We start from the raw sequence: 18,215 nt of genomic DNA on the forward strand, positions 1-18,215 counted from the left end.
GAACATGCACAACACACTCGTTGAACCCGCCTTCCCCTGGCTGACCCTCCTCGTGGTTCTCCCGGCCCTCGGAGCGCTCCTCCTGTGGGCGATCCCCGGACTGCGGAAGTCCTCGGGCAAGGGCTTCGCCCTCGCCGTCTCCCTGCTGGAACTCGGCGGCGCGGCCGCGGCGGCGCTCGCCTTCGACTGGTCGGATCCGTCCGCCTATCAGCTGGTGGAGTCGCTCTCGTGGATCCCCCAGATGGGAGTCTCCTGGTCCTTGGGCGTCAACGCCCTCGGCCTGGTGATGATCCTCCTGGCCCTGGCGCTTGTCCCGATCGTCCTCATCGCGGGATGGAACGATGATGAGAAGGACTGCGACGCCGCTTCCTACGCGGGCCTGGTCCTCTTCCTCGAGGCCTTCATGGTCCTCATCTTCGCGGCCTACGACCTCGTCGTCTTCTACATCGCCTTCGAAGCGATGCTCATCCCGCTCTTCCTCATGATTGGCCGCTACGGCGTCGGTGAGGAGGGCGCGAGGCGCGCCGCGGCGATGAAGTTCCTCCTCTTCTCGCTCGCCGGCGGGCTCGTCATGCTCGGCGGCATCGTCGCGCTGTGGGCCCTCGCTCCTGAGCGCTCCGCCCTCTTCTTCCGCCTCGATTCCCTGGCGGCGACCGCGCCGGCCCTTTCCGGAGCGGTCCAGATGGGCGTGTTCGCGACCTTCATGGTCGCCTTCGCGATCAAGGCCCCGATGGTCCCCGTTCACACGTGGCTACCCGATACGGCGGCGAACGCGCGGCCGGGCACCTCGGTGCTCCTCGTGGGCGTGCTCGACAAGATCGGCACCTTCGGGATGATCACGCTGTGCCTGCGCCTCTTCCCGGACGCGGCCGCCCAGGCGGCGACGGTGATGTGCTCCCTCGCGGTCTTGTCGATCCTCTGGGGCGGTCTCGCCGCGAACGGCCAGGACGACATCATGCGCCTCGTGTCCTACACCTCGGTGTCGCACTTCGGCTTCATGGTCCTCGGCATCTTCATCGGTTCCGACATCGCCCTCGTGGGCGCGATGTTCTACATGGTGGCCCACGGCGTCTCGATCGCCGCGATGTTCCTCCTGTCGGGCTGGCTCGCCCAGCGCGGCGGCACGCAGGACATGCGCGAGTACTCGGGTATGCAGCGGGTGACCCCGTACCTCGCGGGACTGTGGCTCACGGCGGGCCTGGCCTCGATCGCGCTGCCGGGCCTGTCGGGCTTCGTCCCCGAGTACCTCGTCCTCATGGGCACGTGGAGGCAGAGCGTCCTGCTCGGCGCCCTCGCGCTGCTCGGCGTGGTGATCGCCGCCGTGTACGTCATGCGGCCCTACAAGCGCGTCTTCACCGGCGGGCCGGCGAAGGGCAAGGAGGGGCTCGCCGACATCGGTGCGCGCGAGCGCTTCGTCATGGCTCCGCTCGTCGTCGCCATGGTCGTCCTCGGCATCTGGTCGGCGCCCCTGGTCAATGCGCTGACCCCGATCTCCGCTGACTTCGCCCTCGGCGCCTCCGCTCCCGCCCAGGCGCAGACCCTCCTCGAAGGGAGCACCAAGTGAATCTCCTCGCCGCATCGTTCACCGCACCGCAGATCGCGTGGGCCCCGCTCATCCCGGTCATCGTCGTGCTCGGCGGAGCCGTCGCGGGGGTCCTCATCGAGGCGTTCGCGCCGGTGAGGACGAGGCGCACCCTCGTCATCGCCGTCTGCCTCCTCACGACCCTCGTCGCCGGCGCGGTTCTCGCGACCCGCTGGCTCGCCGTCCAGGGGAGCCCCTCGAGTCTCGGCGAGTACATCGAGGACCCCCTCACCCTGGCCGCGCAGTTCATCCTGGTGCTCATCGCCTTCGTCGCCCTGCTCGTCATGGCCGATCGTACCGAGGCCGGGGACGGCGCCTTCGCCGGACAGCCCTCGGATCGCCCGGGTTCGGCCGATGAGGAGCTCTCCGATGCGAAGGGCTACCAGCGCTCCGAGATGTTCCCGCTCACCCTTTTCAGCGTCGTGGGCATGATGCTCTTCCCGGCGGCGGACTCCTACGTGACGCTCTTCGTCGCCCTGGAGGTCATGTCGCTCCCGCTGTACATCCTCGCCGCGACCGCGCGCCGCAGGCGTCAGCTCAGCCAGGAGGCGGCGCTCAAGTACTTCATCCTCGGGGCCTTCGCCTCCGCCTTCCTCCTCATGGGATCGGCCTTCCTCTACGGGGCCTGCGGGTCGCTGACGATCTCCGATGCGGCGTCGATCCTGCCGAACAAGTCCGGAATGGACTGGATCGCCCTGGCGGGCGTCGTCATGGTGATGATCGGCCTCCTCTTCAAGATCGGCGCCGCCCCCTTCCACGCCTGGACCCCGGATGTGTACACGGGCGCCCCGACCCCCGTGACGGGCTTCATGGCGGCGGGCGTGAAGGTCGCGGCCTTCGCCGCGATGCTCCGTTTCTACGAGTCGGTCGCGGCGATCCTCCAGTGGGATCTCCTGCCCGTGCTCGTCGCCGTCGCGGTCCTGACGATGCTGGTCGGCACCTTCACCGGTATCGTCCAGTCCGACGTCAAGCGGATGCTCGCCTTCTCGTCGATCGCCCACGCGGGCTTCATCCTCATCGGGGTCTTCTCCCTGGTGAAGGGGTCGACGGGTCACGTTCTCTTCTACGTCCTGTCCTACGGCCTGGCCACGGTCGGCGCCTTCGGCGTTGTCTCCCTCGTGCGCGCGGCCTTCGCGGACGGCGCGCCGGGCGCCGAGGCGACGGCCCTGGAGCGCTGGGCCGGTCTGGGCAGGAGGAGCCCGGTGCTCGCCGCGGCGATGCTCGTCTTCCTCCTGTCCTTCGCGGGCATTCCGCTCACCGCGGGCTTCGTGGGCAAGTTCGTCGTCTTCGCGGACGGCTTCGCCGGCGGCATGAGCTGGCTCGTGGCCCTGGCCCTCGCCTGCTCGGCCGTCACGGCCTTCTACTACTTCCGTCTCGTCCGGCTCATGTTCTTCACGGATCCGGCTGAGAACACGGTCGTGGTGAAGTCCGAGGGCTTCGCCGGGCTCGCCGTTCTGGCGTGCGCCGCGGGCACGATCATCCTGGGCGTCTTCCCCGGTCCGGTTTTGTCGATCCTCTCCCAGGTCGTCATACTGCTGCCGTGACCGTTTCAGCGCCTGATCTTTCCGCTCCCGACCTCGAGTCCCGCATCACTCCGGGGCTCGAGGTCGTCGAGCGTCGTCTCCGCGAGGCCGTGTCGGGTTCGCGGGACCTCGTCGATGAGCTCACGAGTCACCTCGCCCGCGCGGGCGGCAAGCGACTGCGCCCCGTCCTGACGCTCGTCTGCGCCCAGCTCGGCGATCCCGGGCTCGCCCTGTCGGAGCGGGTCATCACGGGCGCGACCGCAGTCGAGCTCACGCATCTGGCCTCCCTGTACCACGATGACGTGATGGATTCCGCGCCGACGCGGCGCGGCGTTCCCTCGGCGCAGCACCTGTGGGGCAACAATCGCGCGATCCTGGCCGGCGACGTCCTTTTCGCCCGCGCATCTGTCCTGATCGCGGCTCTGGGGCCCGAGCTGGTCGCGCATCATGCGAAGACCTTCGAACGCCTGTGCATCGGGCAGCTCAACGAGACCTTCGGCCCGCTTGAGGGCGAGGACCGGGTCGCCTTCTACATCCGGGTGCTCGCCGACAAGACCGGGTCGCTGGTCGCCTCTGCCGCCCACTTCGGCGCGTGGCTGTCGGGGGCGGGCGAGGAGACGGCGCGGATCGTTTCGGCTTTCGGCGAGGAGATCGGCGTCGCCTTCCAGATCGCCGATGACGTCCTCGATCTGGCGTCGACGGGTGAGACCTCCGGGAAGACCCCCGGGACCGATCTGCGCGAGGGGGTCGACACCCTCCCGGTCCTCCTTCTGCGCCGCCGTGAGGCGGAGGGGCGCATCGACGAGGACGGGGCGCGCATCCTCGCGGCTCTGGACGCGGATCTGTCCTCCGACGAGGCGCTCGATCGCGTCGTGTCGGCGCTGCGGGCCCACGACGTCCTCGAGGAGACCCGGCAGCTCGCCAGGGAGCGTGCGGAGCGGGCCATCGGATTGCTCGATCCGCTTCCCGAGGGCGAGGCGAAGACGGCCCTCGTCGCCTTCGCCCACCTCATGGTGGATCGCCTCGCCTGAAGCGGCCGCTTCCCGGCCCCGGTGATCGTCGCGATCGGGGCGGGCGGCGGTGAGCCGCGTCTCGAAAAGATGACCTTGCGCGCAGCCTCGTTAGGATTGGGGCGTGCGCGGATCGGTCCCGCACGAAGAGTGCCGCCGGGATTCGCCCGGATTCGAGAGGAGCCCACTTGTCCGTCTTGAACGTCGCCGTCATCGGTGCGGGTCCTGCCGGGATCTATGCGTCCGACATCCTGTCGAAGTCCGGGCTCGAGGTGAGCATCGACCTGTTCGAGCGCCTCCCCGCCCCCTATGGACTGGTGCGCTACGGCGTCGCTCCCGATCATCCGCGGATCAAGCAGATCATCGTCGCCCTGTACAAGATCCTCCAGCGCGGGGACATCCGCCTGCTCGGAAACGTGGAGGTCGGTCGGGACGTCTCGATCGATGATCTCAAGGATCATTACGACGCGGTCATCATCGCGACGGGCGCCGACCGGGACGCCCCGCTCGACATCCCCGGCATCGACCTTCCCGAGTCCTTCGGGGCGGCGGACTTCGTCTCCTGGTACGACGGAAATCCTGATTATCCGCGTTCGTGGCCGTTGACCGCGTCGAGCGTGGCCGTGTTCGGCGTGGGCAATGTGGCGCTCGACGTGGCGCGCGTTCTCGCGAAGCACGCCGAGGACATGCTGGTCACCGAGATCCCCGAGAACGTCGCCCGCGGCCTTGAGGCCAATCCGATCACGGACGTGCACGTCTTCGGCAGGCGCGGCCCCGCGCAGGTGAAGTTCACCCCGTTGGAGCTGCGCGAGCTGGGCAAGGTCCCCGACGTGGATGTCATCGTCGACGAGGAGGACTTCGATTTCGACGAGGGCTCGGAGCGGGCCTTGCGCGAGTCGAATCAGCAGCGGCAGGTGGTCAAGACCCTCACGCAGTACGCTTCGATCGATCCCGAGGAGCGCACGGCGTCGCGCCGGATCCACATCCACCTCTTCCAGGCGCCGGTCGAGGTGGTCGCCGATGAGGACGGCCATGTGAAGGCGGTCCGCACGGAGCGCACGGAGCTCGTCGGCGATGGGTCGGTGCGCGGCACCGGAGTCATCACGACGTGGCCCGTCGAGGCCGTCTACCGGGCGGTGGGCTACGCCTCGTCTCCGATCCCGGGCCTTCCCTTCGACGGCGAGCGCCGCGTCGTGCCCAATGTCGAGGGGCGGGTCGTCCCGCAGGCCGGCGCGGGCGTGGAGGAGGCCCTCACGGGGATTTACGCCACGGGGTGGATCAAGCGGGGTCCCGTCGGGCTCATCGGCTCGACGAAGTCGGATGCCCAGCAGACGATCGCGCACCTCGTCGAGGACGCGAACGCCGGGCGCCTGCATGCCAAGACCCAGGCCGTGGGCCATGAGGCGATGATCGCGCTCCTGGAGGAGCGCGGGGTCGAGTACACCACCTGGGAGGGGTGGGAGCTGCTCGACGCCTACGAGAAGGAGCTCGGCGCGGCCTACGGCCCGCTGCCCGAGGGGCGCGGCGTCCGAGAGCGCGTGAAGGTCGTCTCCCGCCGGGCGATGACCGACATCTCCCGGGCGATGCCGGTCGATCGGGCGGATCTCATCGGCGACATGGGGGAGATGGGCGTTCCGGCGGCCCCGGAGCGCTTCGAGGATTACACGGGGCCCGGCCGTCGCGCCTGAGCTCATGCGAACGCGGGCTTTCGTCTTCGGGCGGGCCCGCGTTCGCGTACGCGTATGGGGAGGGGACGTCCTCAAGAGCGCACTCGCATATGAGGTAGCACTTATTTACATTAGACAACCCTAATGTCTAAGGTGTTCCGGGGTGCTCATCCGCACCCTTCGACTCTTGAGGAAGCGAAGAATCCCATGACCCTGTCCCGTTCCGCGGTCGGTGCCCTGCTGGGAGCATCGATCCTCGCCGCTCTTGCGCCCGCGATGCCCTCGGCGGCAGCCCCCCTCCCCTCGGCCCCGCACGGGGTCCTCGTCGCGGCGCCGGCCGTGAAGGACCTGACGATCCGCGCGAGCGATCAGCGCGTTGAAGCCGGAAAAGCTCTCGACTACGTCTTCGCCGTCGAATCGGCGGACCCGTCCTCGGTCGGCAGTTACCAGACCTGGGGTTTCGCCTCGGGGCTGCCCGAGGGCTTCACCCTCAAGCAGGTCGACAAGAACGCCGGGACCTGGCGCTTGGCCACGACCCGCGAGCTGAAGGCGGGGGAGGGGCCCTTCACCCTCGAGCTGAAGTTCTATGACGGATTCGGGACGGCTACCAAGAGGATTACGGTCAGTGTCGGCAAGGCCCTGGAGGCGAGCGCCCTGGACCTCCTCCTCGACCAGGACAGCCCCTTCCCGGCCGGTACGAAGATCTTCAGCGCGACGGGCGGAAGCGAGCCCTATGCGGTGACCATCACTGACAACGGCGGCATCGGCGACCTCGTGATCTCGCCGGACGGGACGGCCACGGGAACGGCGCCCTCGCCCGGAAGCGTCGAGGTCGCCTTCACCGTCACCGACGCCGGCGGGGCCTCCCGCGCCCTGAAGGCGCGCGTGACCTCGAGGGACACCCGGGCTCCCCTCATCGAGGTCGCTGAGGCCGTCGATGCGATGAAGGGCGAGGCCTTCAGTGCGCCGGTCAAGGTGAGCGACAACTGGAGCGTCCCGGTCGTCAGCCTCGACCCGGGTTCGGCCGAAGGCGTGAGCCTTCGCGGATTCATGACGGGGAGCGGTCCGGGGAGCCTCGAAGGCCGGATCGACCGGGTCGGCGAATTCACCGCGACGATCCGGGCCGTCGATTCCGTGGGCAATGCCTCTTCGCGCTTAGTCACCATCCGCGTCAAAGGTCTCTCCGACCTCGCAGCCCCCTCCTGCGCCCCTCGGACCGGCTACGCGGGGGATGAGGCCGTCAGCGCGCCCGTGGACTTCGGCGAAGGGGCGTCCCTGCCGGACAAGAGCGTCTTCTCCTTGCCGGGCGAGGCGCCCTCCGGTGCGCGCATCGATCCGGCGAACGGTCTGCTCACCTGGGCGATCCCCGAGGACTTCCCCGCTTCGGAGGTGAAGATCCCCGTGAGGGTCGACTATCGGGACGGGACCCGTGACGAGCTCGAATGCCGCGTCCTCGTGAAGAAGGCGCAGGCCCTCGTGCCCCTCGTCCCCGCCGAGCCCCTCGATCCCCCTCGTCCCTCCGCAGAGGCGCCGAAGACCGACACCGCTGCGAAGAGCGATGCCGCTCCGAAAGCCGATGCCGCACCGAAGAACGCGGCGACCGGGAGCGGGACGGGCGGGAAGGCGTCTTCCGGCGCTCGTGTGAAGCTCGCGACGACCGGTGCGCACCTCGGGGTCATGTTCGGCGCGGGCGGCGCGCTCGCGGCGGGGGCTGCCCTCCTGCTCCTCCGCCGGCCTTCGAAGAGCTGAGCGGGCAGGAGCGCCCACCCTTTCCCAGGCACTGTTCAGCCGGTGCCCATATCCTCGAGTCATGACTCATCGGGGCTATCGCAACGGTTTGAAGACCGCCGTACTCCTCGGCGGATTGTGGGCGCTCCTGGCCGCCGTCGGCTGGATCATCGCGAACAGCACGGGCCGGTCGATCTGGCTCTGGGTGTTCGCGGCCCTCGGCCTGTTCCAGACCGCCTACGCCTACTGGAACTCCGCGTCCATGTCGCTGCGCGCCATGAACGCCTATGAGGTGTCCGAGGCGCAGCGGCCGGACCTCCACCGGATCGTGCGCGAGCTCTCCGATCGTGCGGGCCAGCCCATGCCCTCGATCTGGATCGCGCCCACCCGGACGCCGAATGCCTTCGCGACAGGCCGCGACCCGGAGCATGCGGCGGTCTGCTGCACCGAGGGCATCCTCGAGATCCTCGGCGAGAGGGAGCTGCGCGGCGTGCTCGGCCATGAGCTCATGCACGTCTACAACCGCGACATCCTCACCTCCTCGGTGGCGGCGGCCCTCGGCGGCCTGGTCACGTCGATCGCGCAGTTCCTCATGTTCTTCGGGGGCGGGCGCAACCGGGATGACGAGGGTGGGGGAGTGGGCGTGCTCGCCGGGATCGCGATCGCGCTGCTCGCCCCTCTCGCGGCGACGCTCATCCAGTTCTCCCTGTCGCGGACGCGCGAGTTCGATGCGGACGAGGACGGCGCGACGCTCACGCAGGACCCGCTGGCCCTGGCCTCCGCGCTGAGGAAGCTCGAAACTGTGACCGATCGCGCACCGCTTCAGCCCACGCCCGCGAACCAGAACGTCGCCGCCATGATGATCGCCAACCCCTTCAGGGGAGCGGGCCTTCGCAGACTCTTCTCGACCCATCCTCCGATGGATGAGCGCATCGCCCGTTTGGAGAAGATGGCGGGCTACTGATCGCGCCCCCTTCACCCCGGTCGGATCGCTCCGGCCGGGGCGAAGGCGTGTGTGAAGAATCTCAGCGGTAGTTGACGAACTGGAGGGCGGTGTCGAGCTTGTCGCCCTCGGGGCCCTTGAGCAGTGCGATCACCGCCTGGAGGTCGTCTCGCGATTTCGAGGAGACGCGGAGCTCGTCGCCCTGGATCTGGGCCTTGACGCCCTTGGGGCCCTCGTCGCGGATGAGCTTGGCGATCTTCTTCGCCGTGTCCTGCGCGATGCCCTCCTTCAGGGGCGTGACGAGCCTGTAGATCTTGCCCGAGGCCTTGGGCTCGCGGTCCTTGTAGTCGAGGCACTTGAGCGAGAGGCCGCGGCGGATGAGCTTGGTCTGGAGGACGTCGAGGATCGCCATGACGCGTTCGGACGAGTTCGCCTCCATCTCGATCGTGTCGCCGCTCAAACGGATCGAGGCGTCGACGCCGCGGAAGTCGTAGCGGGTCGCGATCTCTTTCGCGGTCTGGTTCACCGCGTTGTCGACCTCCTGGCGGTCGAGTTTCGAAACGATGTCGAATGAGGAGTCAGCCACGATCTTCCTTTCGGGTAGCCGACGTGAGCGGCCTGTTCACGTCGTTATCGGCCGAATCCGATGCCCGATTGGCAATCGGAGTTCTTTTCCTGTTATTCTTCCACGGCACCGCGAAAGCGGAGCAAGGCGGGGTACCCGAGTGGCCAAAGGGAGCTGACTGTAAATCAGCCGCGGAATGCTTCGGGGGTTCGAATCCCTCCCCCGCCACAGTCCCGGTTCAACCGGGATCTGCGTGTGAGGACCTTCTCAGTCGCGCGGATTGCGAAAGCGGTCCGAACTCGATTAGGCTCTTCCGCGTTGCCCCGATAGCTCAGTCGGCAGAGCGTCTCCATGGTAAGGAGAAGGTCAAGGGTTCGATTCCCTTTCGGGGCTCTGGTCGCGGCCGCAGGTCGCGCCGCGGCGGGGTAGCTCAGCTGGTCAGAGCGCACGACTCATAATCGTGAGGTCGCGGGTTCGAGCCCCGCCCCCGCTACCGATCAAGGTCGCGCGACGACACCACTATTCAGCAAAAGAGGACACACCGTGGCAAGCAAGTCTCAGGATGTTCGCCCCAAGATCACTCTGGCCTGCTCGGAGTGCAAGGAGCGCAACTACATCACGAAGAAGAACCGTCGCAACACGCCGGATCGTCTTGAGCTCGCGAAGTACTGCCCTCGCTGCCGCAAGTCGACCCAGCACCGCGAGACCCGCTGACGCGAGGTCCGCTGGACGGCTCGAGCTGTCAACCCCCGGAGGAGTCCTCCGGGGGTTTCTTGCTGCTCGCGGCGTCGGCGTCCCTCGACGGCTCCGCGCCGGCGTCATCGGGGCGCCGTCGATCGCGGGGCCCTCGGCGCGCGCGATCACTCGTCCGATTCGGGCTGGTCGAGGAGGTCGCGCAGGGGGGTGTAGTGGAGTTCGACGGCGGCGTAGTAGTCGTCGAGGTCGCCCTTCTCGCAGGCGTCGAGAATCGCGTCGTGGGCCGCGGCCGTGAGCAGGGAGGCTTCGCGCCCGGCTCGGCGCAGGGTGGGGCCGACGGTCCGGTGGATGAGCCACATGGCCGAGGTGAGCTGGCTCAGGATCCTGTTGTCGAGGTAGTGCAAGAGCCCGAGGTGGAAGTCGATGTCCTGTTCGTAGTAGCTCTCGCCCTTCTCCGCGTGCTCGCGCATGTCGGCGACGCAGCGTCGGAGCTCCGGGTTGCGCGTGCCCCTCATGGCCGCGACGAGGTCGACGCCGATGCCGAGGTCGAGCGCCTTGCGGATGTCGACGACTTCGGCGAGGGACTTGTAGCCGTCGCCGGCGTCGAGGGCGGAGCGGAGGATGAGGGTCTCGACGAGCGGGTCGAGGGACATCGCGCCGACGTAGCTCCCCGATCCCCGCCGGGAGTGGACGATGTCGAGCGCGTCGAGTTTGCGCATGGCCTCGCGCACGGAGGAGCGCGAGACGCCGAGGTCCGCGCACAGTTCGGCCTCGGTGGGCAGGGGGTCCCCGGTTTGAAGCTCGTGGGCGAGGATGTAGCGCTTGATCGCGTCCATCGTCATTGCGGAGCGGTTCGCTGAAGGGCCTTCGGGCGTCGAGTTCGGCACCTTTGAGAGGGTATCAGCCGCATGATCCCGTGGGCGGGCGCCGCCGTTATCAAATTGATGCATTGCGCGGACCCCTTTCGTGCGGAAAACCGCTTGCGCGAAGTTGTCAGACAACATATGGTGATCCTATCGGAAGCGAGACATCCCCTCGTGACCGTTCGACACTCGATGATGAGGAGAGAACCCATGCGGATTGGAAAGCGCTGGGCCGGGGGCGTCGCCCTCATGGCGACGGCCGCACTGACCCTCGCCGCCTGCGGCGGCGGATCCACGACGGATGCCGCGGCCAGCGGCGACACCGCCGCGACCGGACTCGGCGGCGAGATCAACGCCGGCGTCGCCTACGAGACCACCGACTACAGCTCGATCACCTCCTCGGCGCTCGCCGTCGGATCGAACCTCCAGGTCCTCGAAGGCCTCTACCAGCTCGACATGTCCACCTATGAGGCCTTCCCCGCCCTCGCGAGCGGCGACCCGGTGGCGGTCTCCGACACCGTCTACGAGATCACCCTCCGCGACGGCGCGAAGTTCTCCGACGGCAAGGAGGTCACCACCGAGGACGTCCTGAGCTCCTACGGCCGCACGACCGCCGAGGGCTCGATCTACGGCCAGTTCTTCGACTTCGTGAAGTCCGTGACCGCCAAGGACGACAAGACGATCACCGTCGAGCTCAACTACCCCTTCGCCAACGTCGCCGCCCGCTTCGCGGACATGAAGGTCGTTCCGACCGCCATGAACGACGACGAGCTCAAGGCGCACCCGATCGGCACCGGCCCCTACAAGTACGAGACGATCACGCCGACCGAGATCACCGCGGTGCCCAACGAGTTCTACAACGGCGCTCACCCGGCCACCGTCAAGACCCTTCGCTGGCACGTCCTCAAGGACGACTCCGCGCGCCTCGCCGCGGCCCTCGACGGCACGACCGATGTCATGGAGGCGGTTCCCGCCTCTGCGACCGAGCAGCTCAAGGCCGCCGGCTGGACGGTCGACTCCGTGCCCGGCTACGGCAACCCCTTCCTCATGTTCAACACGATGAAGGCCCCCTTCAACGACGCGAAGGTCCGCCAGGCGATCCACAAGGCGATCGACAAGAAGAAGCTCATCGAGGTCGGCATGGAGGGCGAGGCCGTCGAGGCGACCTCCTTCCTCCCCGAGTCCAACCCGGCCTACAAGAAGACCGCGACCCAGCTCTCCTACGATCTCGAGGGCGCGAAGGCGCTCCTCGCCGAGGCGGGCGTCTCCGGCCTCACGATCAACCTCGTGACGACCGACCACCCGTGGGTCACCAACCTCGTCCCGCAGATCAAGTCCGACCTCGAGGCCCTCGGCCTGACCGTCAACCACTCGCCGATGGCCTCGGCCGACCTCTACTCGAACGTCACCGACGTCGACGAGCCGACCTACGACATCGTCCTCGCCCCCGGCGACCCCTCGGTCTTCGGCGCCGATCCGGGCATCATCCTCTCGTGGTGGAACGGCGACAACGTCTGGACCCAGAAGCGCACCTTCTGGCAGAAGTCCGATCCGGACACCTTCCAGGCCTTCCAGGCCCTCTTCAACGAGGCGCTCCAGCTCGACGGCGACGCCGCGAAGCAGAAGTGGGGCGAGGCCCAGGACCTCCTCGCCGAGCAGGCGGTCCTCTACCCGCTCTTCCACAAGAACATGCTCACCGCGTACAACGGCGAGAAGCTCGACGGCTTCAAGTCGATCGCGGCGACGGGCATCCAGCTCATCGACGTCAAGGTCAAATGAGCTGAAACCGGCCAGGGGCGTCCTCGGCCCCCGATCGCCGAAACGATCCGGGCCGCGATGAGGACCGGGCCCGGCCGGAACGACAACCGGAACGCATGAAGGAGGGGCGGTGCGCGCCGCCGCCCCTCCTTCATGCTGCGGGACGAACGAATGAGGAGTGAAGCCGTGCCGTCTCCAGGAGTGAAGCAGTGAACAATCTATTGAGACTCATCGGGCGGCGCCTGCTCGCCCTGCCGATCATGATCATCGGCGTCTCCGCCCTCGTCTTCTTCATCATGTCGCTCTCGCCGATCGATCCGGCCTACTCGGCACTCGGTGAAACGGCGAGCCCCGAAGCCCTCGAGGCCTACCGCATCGAGCACGGGCTCAAGGACCCGCTGCTCGTCCAGTACGGCAACTACCTCCTCGGGATGCTCCACGGGGACCTCGGCACCTACGGGGTCGGCACCGGCAACAGGGTCTCCGACCTCATCGGCACCGCGCTCCCGATCACCATGCAGCTCACCTTCCTCGGTCTGCTCTTCGCGATCCTCATCTCCTTCCCGCTCGGCGTGCTCGCGGCCCTCCACCGGGACTCCTGGCCCGACCAGCTGATCCGCGTCTTCTCCGTCATCTCGATCGGAACCCCCTCCTTCTGGCTCGCAGCCCTCCTCGTCATGGCCTTCGTCCAGAAGCTCCCCGTCTCAGGCGCGCTCCCGCACTTCAGCGACGACCCCCTCGGCTGGTTCCTGCGCATGCTGCTGCCCTCCATCGCCCTCGCCGTCCCCGTCGTCGGCCAGATGACCCGGGTCGTGCGCACCTCGATGGTCGAGGAGCTGGACCGCGACTACGTCCGCACGGCCCTCGGCGCGGGCATCCCGAAGTGGATCGTCGTCGCCCGCAACGTCCTGCGCAACGCGCTCATCACCCCCGTGACCGTCCTCGGCCTGAGGATCGGCTACCTCATGGGCGGCGCGGTCGTCATCGAGATCATCTTCTCGATCGACGGCATGGGCAAGGCGGTCCTCCTCAAGGGCATCCAGCAGAACTGGGTGACCCTCGTCCAGGGCGGGGCGCTCGTCGTCGCGATCGCGTTCATCGTCGTCAACATCATCGTCGACATGCTCTACCTGCTCATTAACCCGCGAATCCGATCGGTGTGATGATGAATCAGAAGCTCAAACTCGACAAGGTCACGCGCCCGGGCTCGCGCTTCACGCGGATCTCGGCGATGTCGCTCGGATCGAAGATCTCGATCCTCGTCCTCGCCCTCGTCATCCTCGTGTCCTTCCTCGCGCCCGTCATCTCCCCGTACTCCCCCGAGGAGATCTTCACGAAGTGGGAGGCCCCGAGCGCCGCCCACCTCTTCGGCACCGATCACATCGGCCGCGACATCCTCGCGCGCGTCCTGTACGGCGGGCGCTACTCGATGCTCATCGGCCTGTTCTCGATGCTCATCGCCCTCCTCTTCGGCGCGATCATCGGCTCGATCGCCGCGGTCGTCCGCAAATCGCTCGCCGAACTCATCATGCGCATCCTCGACGTCATCATGGCCGTCCCCGGCATCGCGATGGCCGCCGTCACGGTCCTCGTCTTCGGCCGCGCGCTGCAGTCCTCGGGCAACACCATCGGCCTCGTCGCCGTCATCATCGCCTCCATCGCCTTCGTCTACATCCCCCAGCTCGCGAGGATCGTGAGGGCGAACGTCATGGCGGCCTACGGCGAGGACTACGTCCGCGCGGTCGTCGTCTCGGGCGCGAGGGCGCCCTGGATCCTCGTCAAGCACGTCATGCGCAACACCGCGGCCCCCGTCCTCGTCTTCGCGACGGTCCTCGTCGCCGACGCGATCATCCTCGAGGCGTCCCTGACCTTCATCGGCTCGGGACTGCCCGCGACGATGGTCCCGACCTGGGGCAACGTCCTGTCCGAAGCCTCCTCGAACCTGTCGGTCATGCTCGGCAAGTGGTGGACCGCCTTCTTCCCGGGCATGTTCATCACCGCGACCGTCCTCTGCCTCAACATCCTCTCCGAGGGCATCACCGACGCCATGGTCGCCGCCCCGAAGGGCCCTGCCGTCGCCCAGGTCTCCTCCGATTCCGAGCGCGAGGCCGACCGCCTCCTCCTCGATCCGCGCCGCGCGCACGCCGAGCAGGCCGAGTCCCTCCAGGCCAGCCTCGACGCCCTCGAGAGCGTCGAGGAGAAGCGCGACGACCGTTTCGCCCCGGCATCCGGGGCCGCCCCGCTCCTCGAGGTGAAGAACCTGAGCATCCGCTTCCCCAACCACGGGGAGGTCGACGTCGTCGACCGCGTCTCCTTCGCCGTCAAGCCCGGCGAGACGATGGGCCTCGTCGGCGAGTCCGGGTGCGGCAAGTCGATCACCGCCCTGTCGATCATGGGGCTCATCAGCCCCAAGGCGAAGCTCGCGGGGGAGATCCTCTACCAGGGGAGGAACCTCCTGGAGATGAAGCCGGAGGAGCGCCAGGGGCTCCTCGGCAACGAGATGGCGATGATCTACCAGGACGCCCTCTCCTCGCTCAACCCGGCCATGCTCATCAAGGCGCAGATGAAGCAGCTGACCAGCCGCGGCGGCACCCGGAGCGCCGAAGAGCTCCTCGAGCTCGTCGGCCTCGACCCGAAGCGGACCCTCGAGTCCTACCCGCACGAGCTCTCGGGCGGCCAGCGCCAGCGCGTCCTCATCGCCATGGCCCTCACCCGCGACCCGAAGCTCATCATCGCCGACGAGCCGACCACGGCCCTCGACGTGACCGTCCAGAAGCAGGTGATCGCCCTCCTCAACGACCTGCGCGAGAAGCTCGGCTTCGCGATGATCTTCGTCTCCCACGACATCGCCCTCGTCGCCGAGGTCGCCCACTCGATCACGGTGATGTACGCGGGCCAGGTCGTCGAGCAGGGGCCGACCTCCGAGCTCCTCATGAATCCGACGCACGAGTACACGCGCGGCCTCCTCGGCGCGGTCCTCTCGATCGAGGCGGGCAAGGGCAGGCTCCACCAGGTGCCCGGCGCGGTCCCCTCGCCGAGGGACTTCCCCAAGGGCGACCGCTTCGCCCCGCGGAGCTCGCACCCGGACTACGGCCTCGACATCCGCCCGGTTCTCACCGAGGTCGGACCCGATCACGTCTACGCGGCCCTGCCGCCCGAGCCGGGCGCCCTCGTCGGCGCGAAGGAGGCTGAATGATGAGCGAGACCACCCCGATCATCGAACTCCAGGACGTCCACGTCACCTTCGCCTCCAGGACGGGCTCCCTGTTCCGCCCGAACCAGGTCAAGGCCGTGCGCGGCGTGACCATGCGCGTCGAGAAGGGCCAGACGCTCGGGATCGTCGGCGAGTCCGGCTGCGGCAAGTCGACGACCGCGAACGTCATGTGCGGCCTCGTCGCCCCGACCTCCGGCAAGGTCTTCTTCAAGGGCGAGGAGGTGACGAAGCGGACCGCCGAGTCGCGCAGGCGCATCGGCCGGGTCGTCTCGGTCGTCTTCCAGGACCCGGCGACGGCCCTCAACCCCCGCATGGTCGTCCGCGACCAGCTCGCCGACCCGATGCGCGTCCACGGGATCGGCACCGAGGCAGAACGGATGAAGCGGGTCCACGAGCTCATCTCGATGGTGGGCCTGCCCGTCTCGGCGCTCGACACCCTGCCCGGTCAGCTCTCGGGCGGCCAGCGCCAGAGGGTCGCGATCGCCCGGGCGCTCGCGGTCGGCCCGGACGCGATCATCGCCGACGAGCCGACCTCCGCGCTCGACGTGTCGGTCCGCGCCCAGGTGCTCAACCTCCTCATGGACCTCAAGCGCGAGCTCGACCTCGCGATGGTCTTCATCTCCCATGACATCCAGACGGTCCGCTACATCTCGGACCGGATCGCAGTCATGAACGCCGGCGTCGTCGTCGAGGAGGGCCCCGCCGCCGAGCTCCTCGCGAATCCGCGCGACCCCTACACCCGCACCCTCCTGGGAGCCGCTCCCTCGCTCCTCCACCCCACGATCGAAGGAATCGCATGAACCCCCCCATCACGGGAGTCGTCCCCCCGCTCGTCGTCCCCCTGAAGGACGGCGCTCTCGACATCCCCTCGCTCGAACGCCACATCGACCGGATGCTCGAGGCGGGCATCCACGGCCTCTTCGTCAACGGTTCGAGCGGCGAGGTCGCCTTCTCGGGCGACGCGCGCCGCGATCAGGTCCTCGAGGAGGCCCTGCGCATCGTCGACGGCAGGATCCCGGTCCTGGCCGGCGTCATCGACACGGAAACGGAACGCGTTCTGGCGCACATGCGCCGCGCCGAGGCCCTCGGCGCGAATGCGATCGTGGCGACCGCGCCCTTCTACGCCCTGCAGGGCGAGGCCGAGGTGGCCGAGCACTTCCGGATCCTGCGCCAGGAGACGGGCCTGCCCCTCTTCGCCTACGACATCCCGGTGTGCGTCCATTGGAAGCTCTCGAACCCCCTGCTCCTCGAGCTCGGCGCCGAGGGCGTCCTCCAGGGCGTCAAGGACTCCTCCGGCGACGACGTCGCCTTCCGCTGGCTCGCCCTGGCCAACGAGAGGATCGGCCACCCGCTCAGCCTGCTCACCGGCCATGAGGTCGTCGTCGACGGCGCCTACATGTCGGGGGCCGACGGCTGCGTCCCCGGCCTGGGCAACATCGACCCGGCGGCTTACGTCCGCCAGTGGAACGCCTACCGGGCGGGCGATTGGGCCGCTGTGCGCGCCGAACAGGACCGTCTCGCGGACCTCATGCGCATCGTCCAGGTCAAGGGCGTCCAGGGCTTCGGCGCGGGCGTCGGCGCCTTCAAGGCGGCCCTCAAGGCGCTCGGCGTCTTCGAGTCCAACGAGATGCCGCGTCCGGTCAAGGCGCTCGCGGGTGAGAACTACGCGTGGGTCGAGAAGGTCCTGCGCGAGGCCGGTCTGGACTCGTGAGCGCCCTCCTCGCCCTCGACATCGGCGGCACGAAGGTCGCTTGGGCGGTCGTCCGCGCGCAGGACCTGGCCGTCGAGGAGCGCGGGGAGATCGCGACCCTCGCGCACGAGGGCGGGGCCGCGGTCGCCCGACGCATCGGAGCCGAGGCGGCCCGCGTCCTCGGCGCCCGCCCCGATATCGAGGGGATCGCCGTCGCCAGCGCCGGGGTCGTCGATCCCGAGGCGGGGCGGATCGTGTCGGCGACGAACACGATGCCGGGCTGGGGCGGCACCGAGCTCGCGCGCATCCTGCGTGAGGCGAGCGGCGCGGGCGCCGTCGAGATCCTCAACGACGTCCACGCCCACGGGCTCGGCGAGGCGCTTCTCGGCGCGGGATGCGGCCGGGAGACGGTGCTGGTGCTCGCGGTCGGCACGGGGATCGGCGGGGCGCTCGTCGTCGGAGGCGAGCCCGCCCTCGGCGATCACTTCCTCGCGGGTCACTTCGGCCACGTCCATCACCCCCTCGGAGCGGGGATGCCCTGCTCCTGCGGGCGCGAGGGCCATATCGAGGCCTTCTGCTCCGGTTCGGGCATCACCGCCTGGTACGAGTCCCGGCGCGGCCCGGGCGATCCCGCAGCGGCGAACGGCCGGGAGCTTCAGGCGCTCGCCGATTCGGGGCACGGGCTCGCGAGCGCCTGCTTCACCGAATCCGGGTGGGCGATCGGCGAGTGCCTCGGCTCCCTCGCGAACTGCCTGGATCCCTCCCTTATCGTCCTGTCGGGATCGATGACGCGTTCGGGCCCGCTCTGGTGGGAGGCCGTCAAGAAGGGCTACGCCGAGCAGGCGATGAACGCGGTCGCCGATATCGGCATCGTGCCCGGGACACTGGGCGGTGACGCCCCGCTCCTCGGGGCGGTCCTCCACTTCCTCAATCGTCGTGGCCCCGCGCCTCAGAACTAGCGGCGCGCCCGAGCCGC

General features: G+C 68.5%; 15 protein-coding genes and 3 tRNA genes. 16 read left to right on the forward strand and 2 right to left on the reverse strand.

From position 1 onward, the window contains the following. Positions 1-4 precede the first annotated feature (4 nt). The 6 genes from HD592_RS03000 (at position 5) to htpX (ending at position 8,474) form a co-directional block, all read left to right on the forward strand. Positions 5-1,564: a complex I subunit 4 family protein gene (locus HD592_RS03000; RefSeq protein ID WP_184451792.1), complete on the forward strand. Its 1,560-nt coding sequence runs from the start codon at positions 5-7 to the stop codon at positions 1,562-1,564. Next, positions 1,561-3,126 carry an NADH-quinone oxidoreductase subunit NuoN gene (gene nuoN / locus HD592_RS03005; RefSeq protein ID WP_184451794.1) on the forward strand — a complete coding sequence of 522 codons (1,566 nt, stop codon included), beginning with the start codon at positions 1,561-1,563 and terminating at the stop codon, positions 3,124-3,126. The genes HD592_RS03000 and nuoN overlap by 4 nt, the downstream gene beginning before the upstream one ends. Then, positions 3,123-4,136: a polyprenyl synthetase family protein gene (locus tag HD592_RS03010; protein ID WP_184451796.1), complete on the forward strand. Its 1,014-nt coding sequence runs from the start codon at positions 3,123-3,125 to the stop codon at positions 4,134-4,136. The genes nuoN and HD592_RS03010 overlap by 4 nt, the downstream gene beginning before the upstream one ends. A gap of 167 nt (positions 4,137-4,303) precedes the next feature. Then, the gene (locus HD592_RS03015) at positions 4,304-5,803 is read left to right on the forward strand and encodes an FAD-dependent oxidoreductase (RefSeq protein ID WP_184451798.1); all 1,500 of its coding nucleotides are present in this window, start codon (positions 4,304-4,306) and stop codon (positions 5,801-5,803) included. Between the two features lie 186 nt (positions 5,804-5,989). Further along, a complete protein-coding gene (locus tag HD592_RS03020; RefSeq protein ID WP_184451800.1) occupies positions 5,990-7,531 on the forward strand; it encodes a Rib/alpha-like domain-containing protein in 1,542 nt (513 codons plus the stop codon). Between the two features lie 61 nt (positions 7,532-7,592). Continuing rightward, complete coding sequence (htpX, locus tag HD592_RS03025; RefSeq protein WP_184451802.1) at positions 7,593-8,474, forward strand: zinc metalloprotease HtpX; 882 nt, start codon at positions 7,593-7,595, stop codon at positions 8,472-8,474. 61 nt (positions 8,475-8,535) lie between these two features. On the opposite strand, the gene HD592_RS03030 is transcribed toward htpX, so the two are convergent. Continuing rightward, on the reverse strand, positions 8,536-9,039 hold the full coding sequence (locus tag HD592_RS03030) for a YajQ family cyclic di-GMP-binding protein (RefSeq protein WP_184451804.1): 504 nt from the start codon (positions 9,037-9,039) through the stop codon (positions 8,536-8,538). A 125-nt stretch (positions 9,040-9,164) separates the two neighbouring features. Here HD592_RS03030 and HD592_RS03035 point away from each other — a divergent pair. From HD592_RS03035 to rpmG, 4 genes are all read left to right on the forward strand, one after another. Next, positions 9,165-9,246, forward strand: a tRNA-Tyr gene (locus HD592_RS03035). A 92-nt stretch (positions 9,247-9,338) separates the two neighbouring features. Continuing rightward, positions 9,339-9,411 (forward strand) — tRNA-Thr (locus HD592_RS03040). A 26-nt stretch (positions 9,412-9,437) separates the two neighbouring features. Then, positions 9,438-9,511 (forward strand) — tRNA-Met (locus tag HD592_RS03045). Positions 9,512-9,561: 50 nt separating this feature from the next. Next, positions 9,562-9,732, forward strand: a complete 171-nt coding sequence (rpmG, locus tag HD592_RS03050) for a 50S ribosomal protein L33 (protein ID WP_184451806.1) — start codon at positions 9,562-9,564, stop codon at positions 9,730-9,732. A gap of 146 nt (positions 9,733-9,878) precedes the next feature. On the opposite strand, the gene HD592_RS03055 is transcribed toward rpmG, so the two are convergent. Next, positions 9,879-10,601, reverse strand: a complete 723-nt coding sequence (locus tag HD592_RS03055; protein ID WP_320657564.1) for a FadR/GntR family transcriptional regulator — start codon at positions 10,599-10,601, stop codon at positions 9,879-9,881. A gap of 186 nt (positions 10,602-10,787) precedes the next feature. Between HD592_RS03055 and HD592_RS03060 the strand changes: the two genes are divergently transcribed. From HD592_RS03060 to HD592_RS03085, 6 genes are all read left to right on the forward strand, one after another. Continuing rightward, positions 10,788-12,356 carry an ABC transporter substrate-binding protein gene (locus HD592_RS03060; protein WP_184451808.1) on the forward strand — a complete coding sequence of 523 codons (1,569 nt, stop codon included), beginning with the start codon at positions 10,788-10,790 and terminating at the stop codon, positions 12,354-12,356. Positions 12,357-12,544: 188 nt separating this feature from the next. Further along, complete coding sequence (locus HD592_RS03065; RefSeq protein ID WP_184451810.1) at positions 12,545-13,498, forward strand: ABC transporter permease; 954 nt, start codon at positions 12,545-12,547, stop codon at positions 13,496-13,498. Positions 13,499-13,500: 2 nt separating this feature from the next. Then, complete coding sequence (locus HD592_RS03070) at positions 13,501-15,531, forward strand: dipeptide/oligopeptide/nickel ABC transporter permease/ATP-binding protein (protein WP_184454385.1); 2,031 nt, start codon at positions 13,501-13,503, stop codon at positions 15,529-15,531. Continuing rightward, positions 15,531-16,349 (forward strand): ABC transporter ATP-binding protein, encoded by an 819-nt coding sequence (locus tag HD592_RS03075; protein ID WP_184454387.1) that lies wholly within the window; start codon positions 15,531-15,533, stop codon positions 16,347-16,349. Before HD592_RS03070 ends, HD592_RS03075 begins: the two co-directional genes overlap by 1 nt. Continuing rightward, a complete protein-coding gene (locus HD592_RS03080; protein WP_184451812.1) occupies positions 16,346-17,260 on the forward strand; it encodes a dihydrodipicolinate synthase family protein in 915 nt (304 codons plus the stop codon). Before HD592_RS03075 ends, HD592_RS03080 begins: the two co-directional genes overlap by 4 nt. Further along, positions 17,257-18,198 (forward strand): ROK family protein, encoded by a 942-nt coding sequence (locus HD592_RS03085; protein WP_184451814.1) that lies wholly within the window; start codon positions 17,257-17,259, stop codon positions 18,196-18,198. The genes HD592_RS03080 and HD592_RS03085 overlap by 4 nt, the downstream gene beginning before the upstream one ends. Positions 18,199-18,215 lie beyond the last annotated feature (17 nt).

The sequence above is a fragment of the Schaalia hyovaginalis genome, from assembly GCF_014208035.1.
In the GTDB taxonomy this organism is placed as follows: Bacteria; Actinomycetota; Actinomycetes; order Actinomycetales; family Actinomycetaceae; genus Pauljensenia; species Pauljensenia hyovaginalis.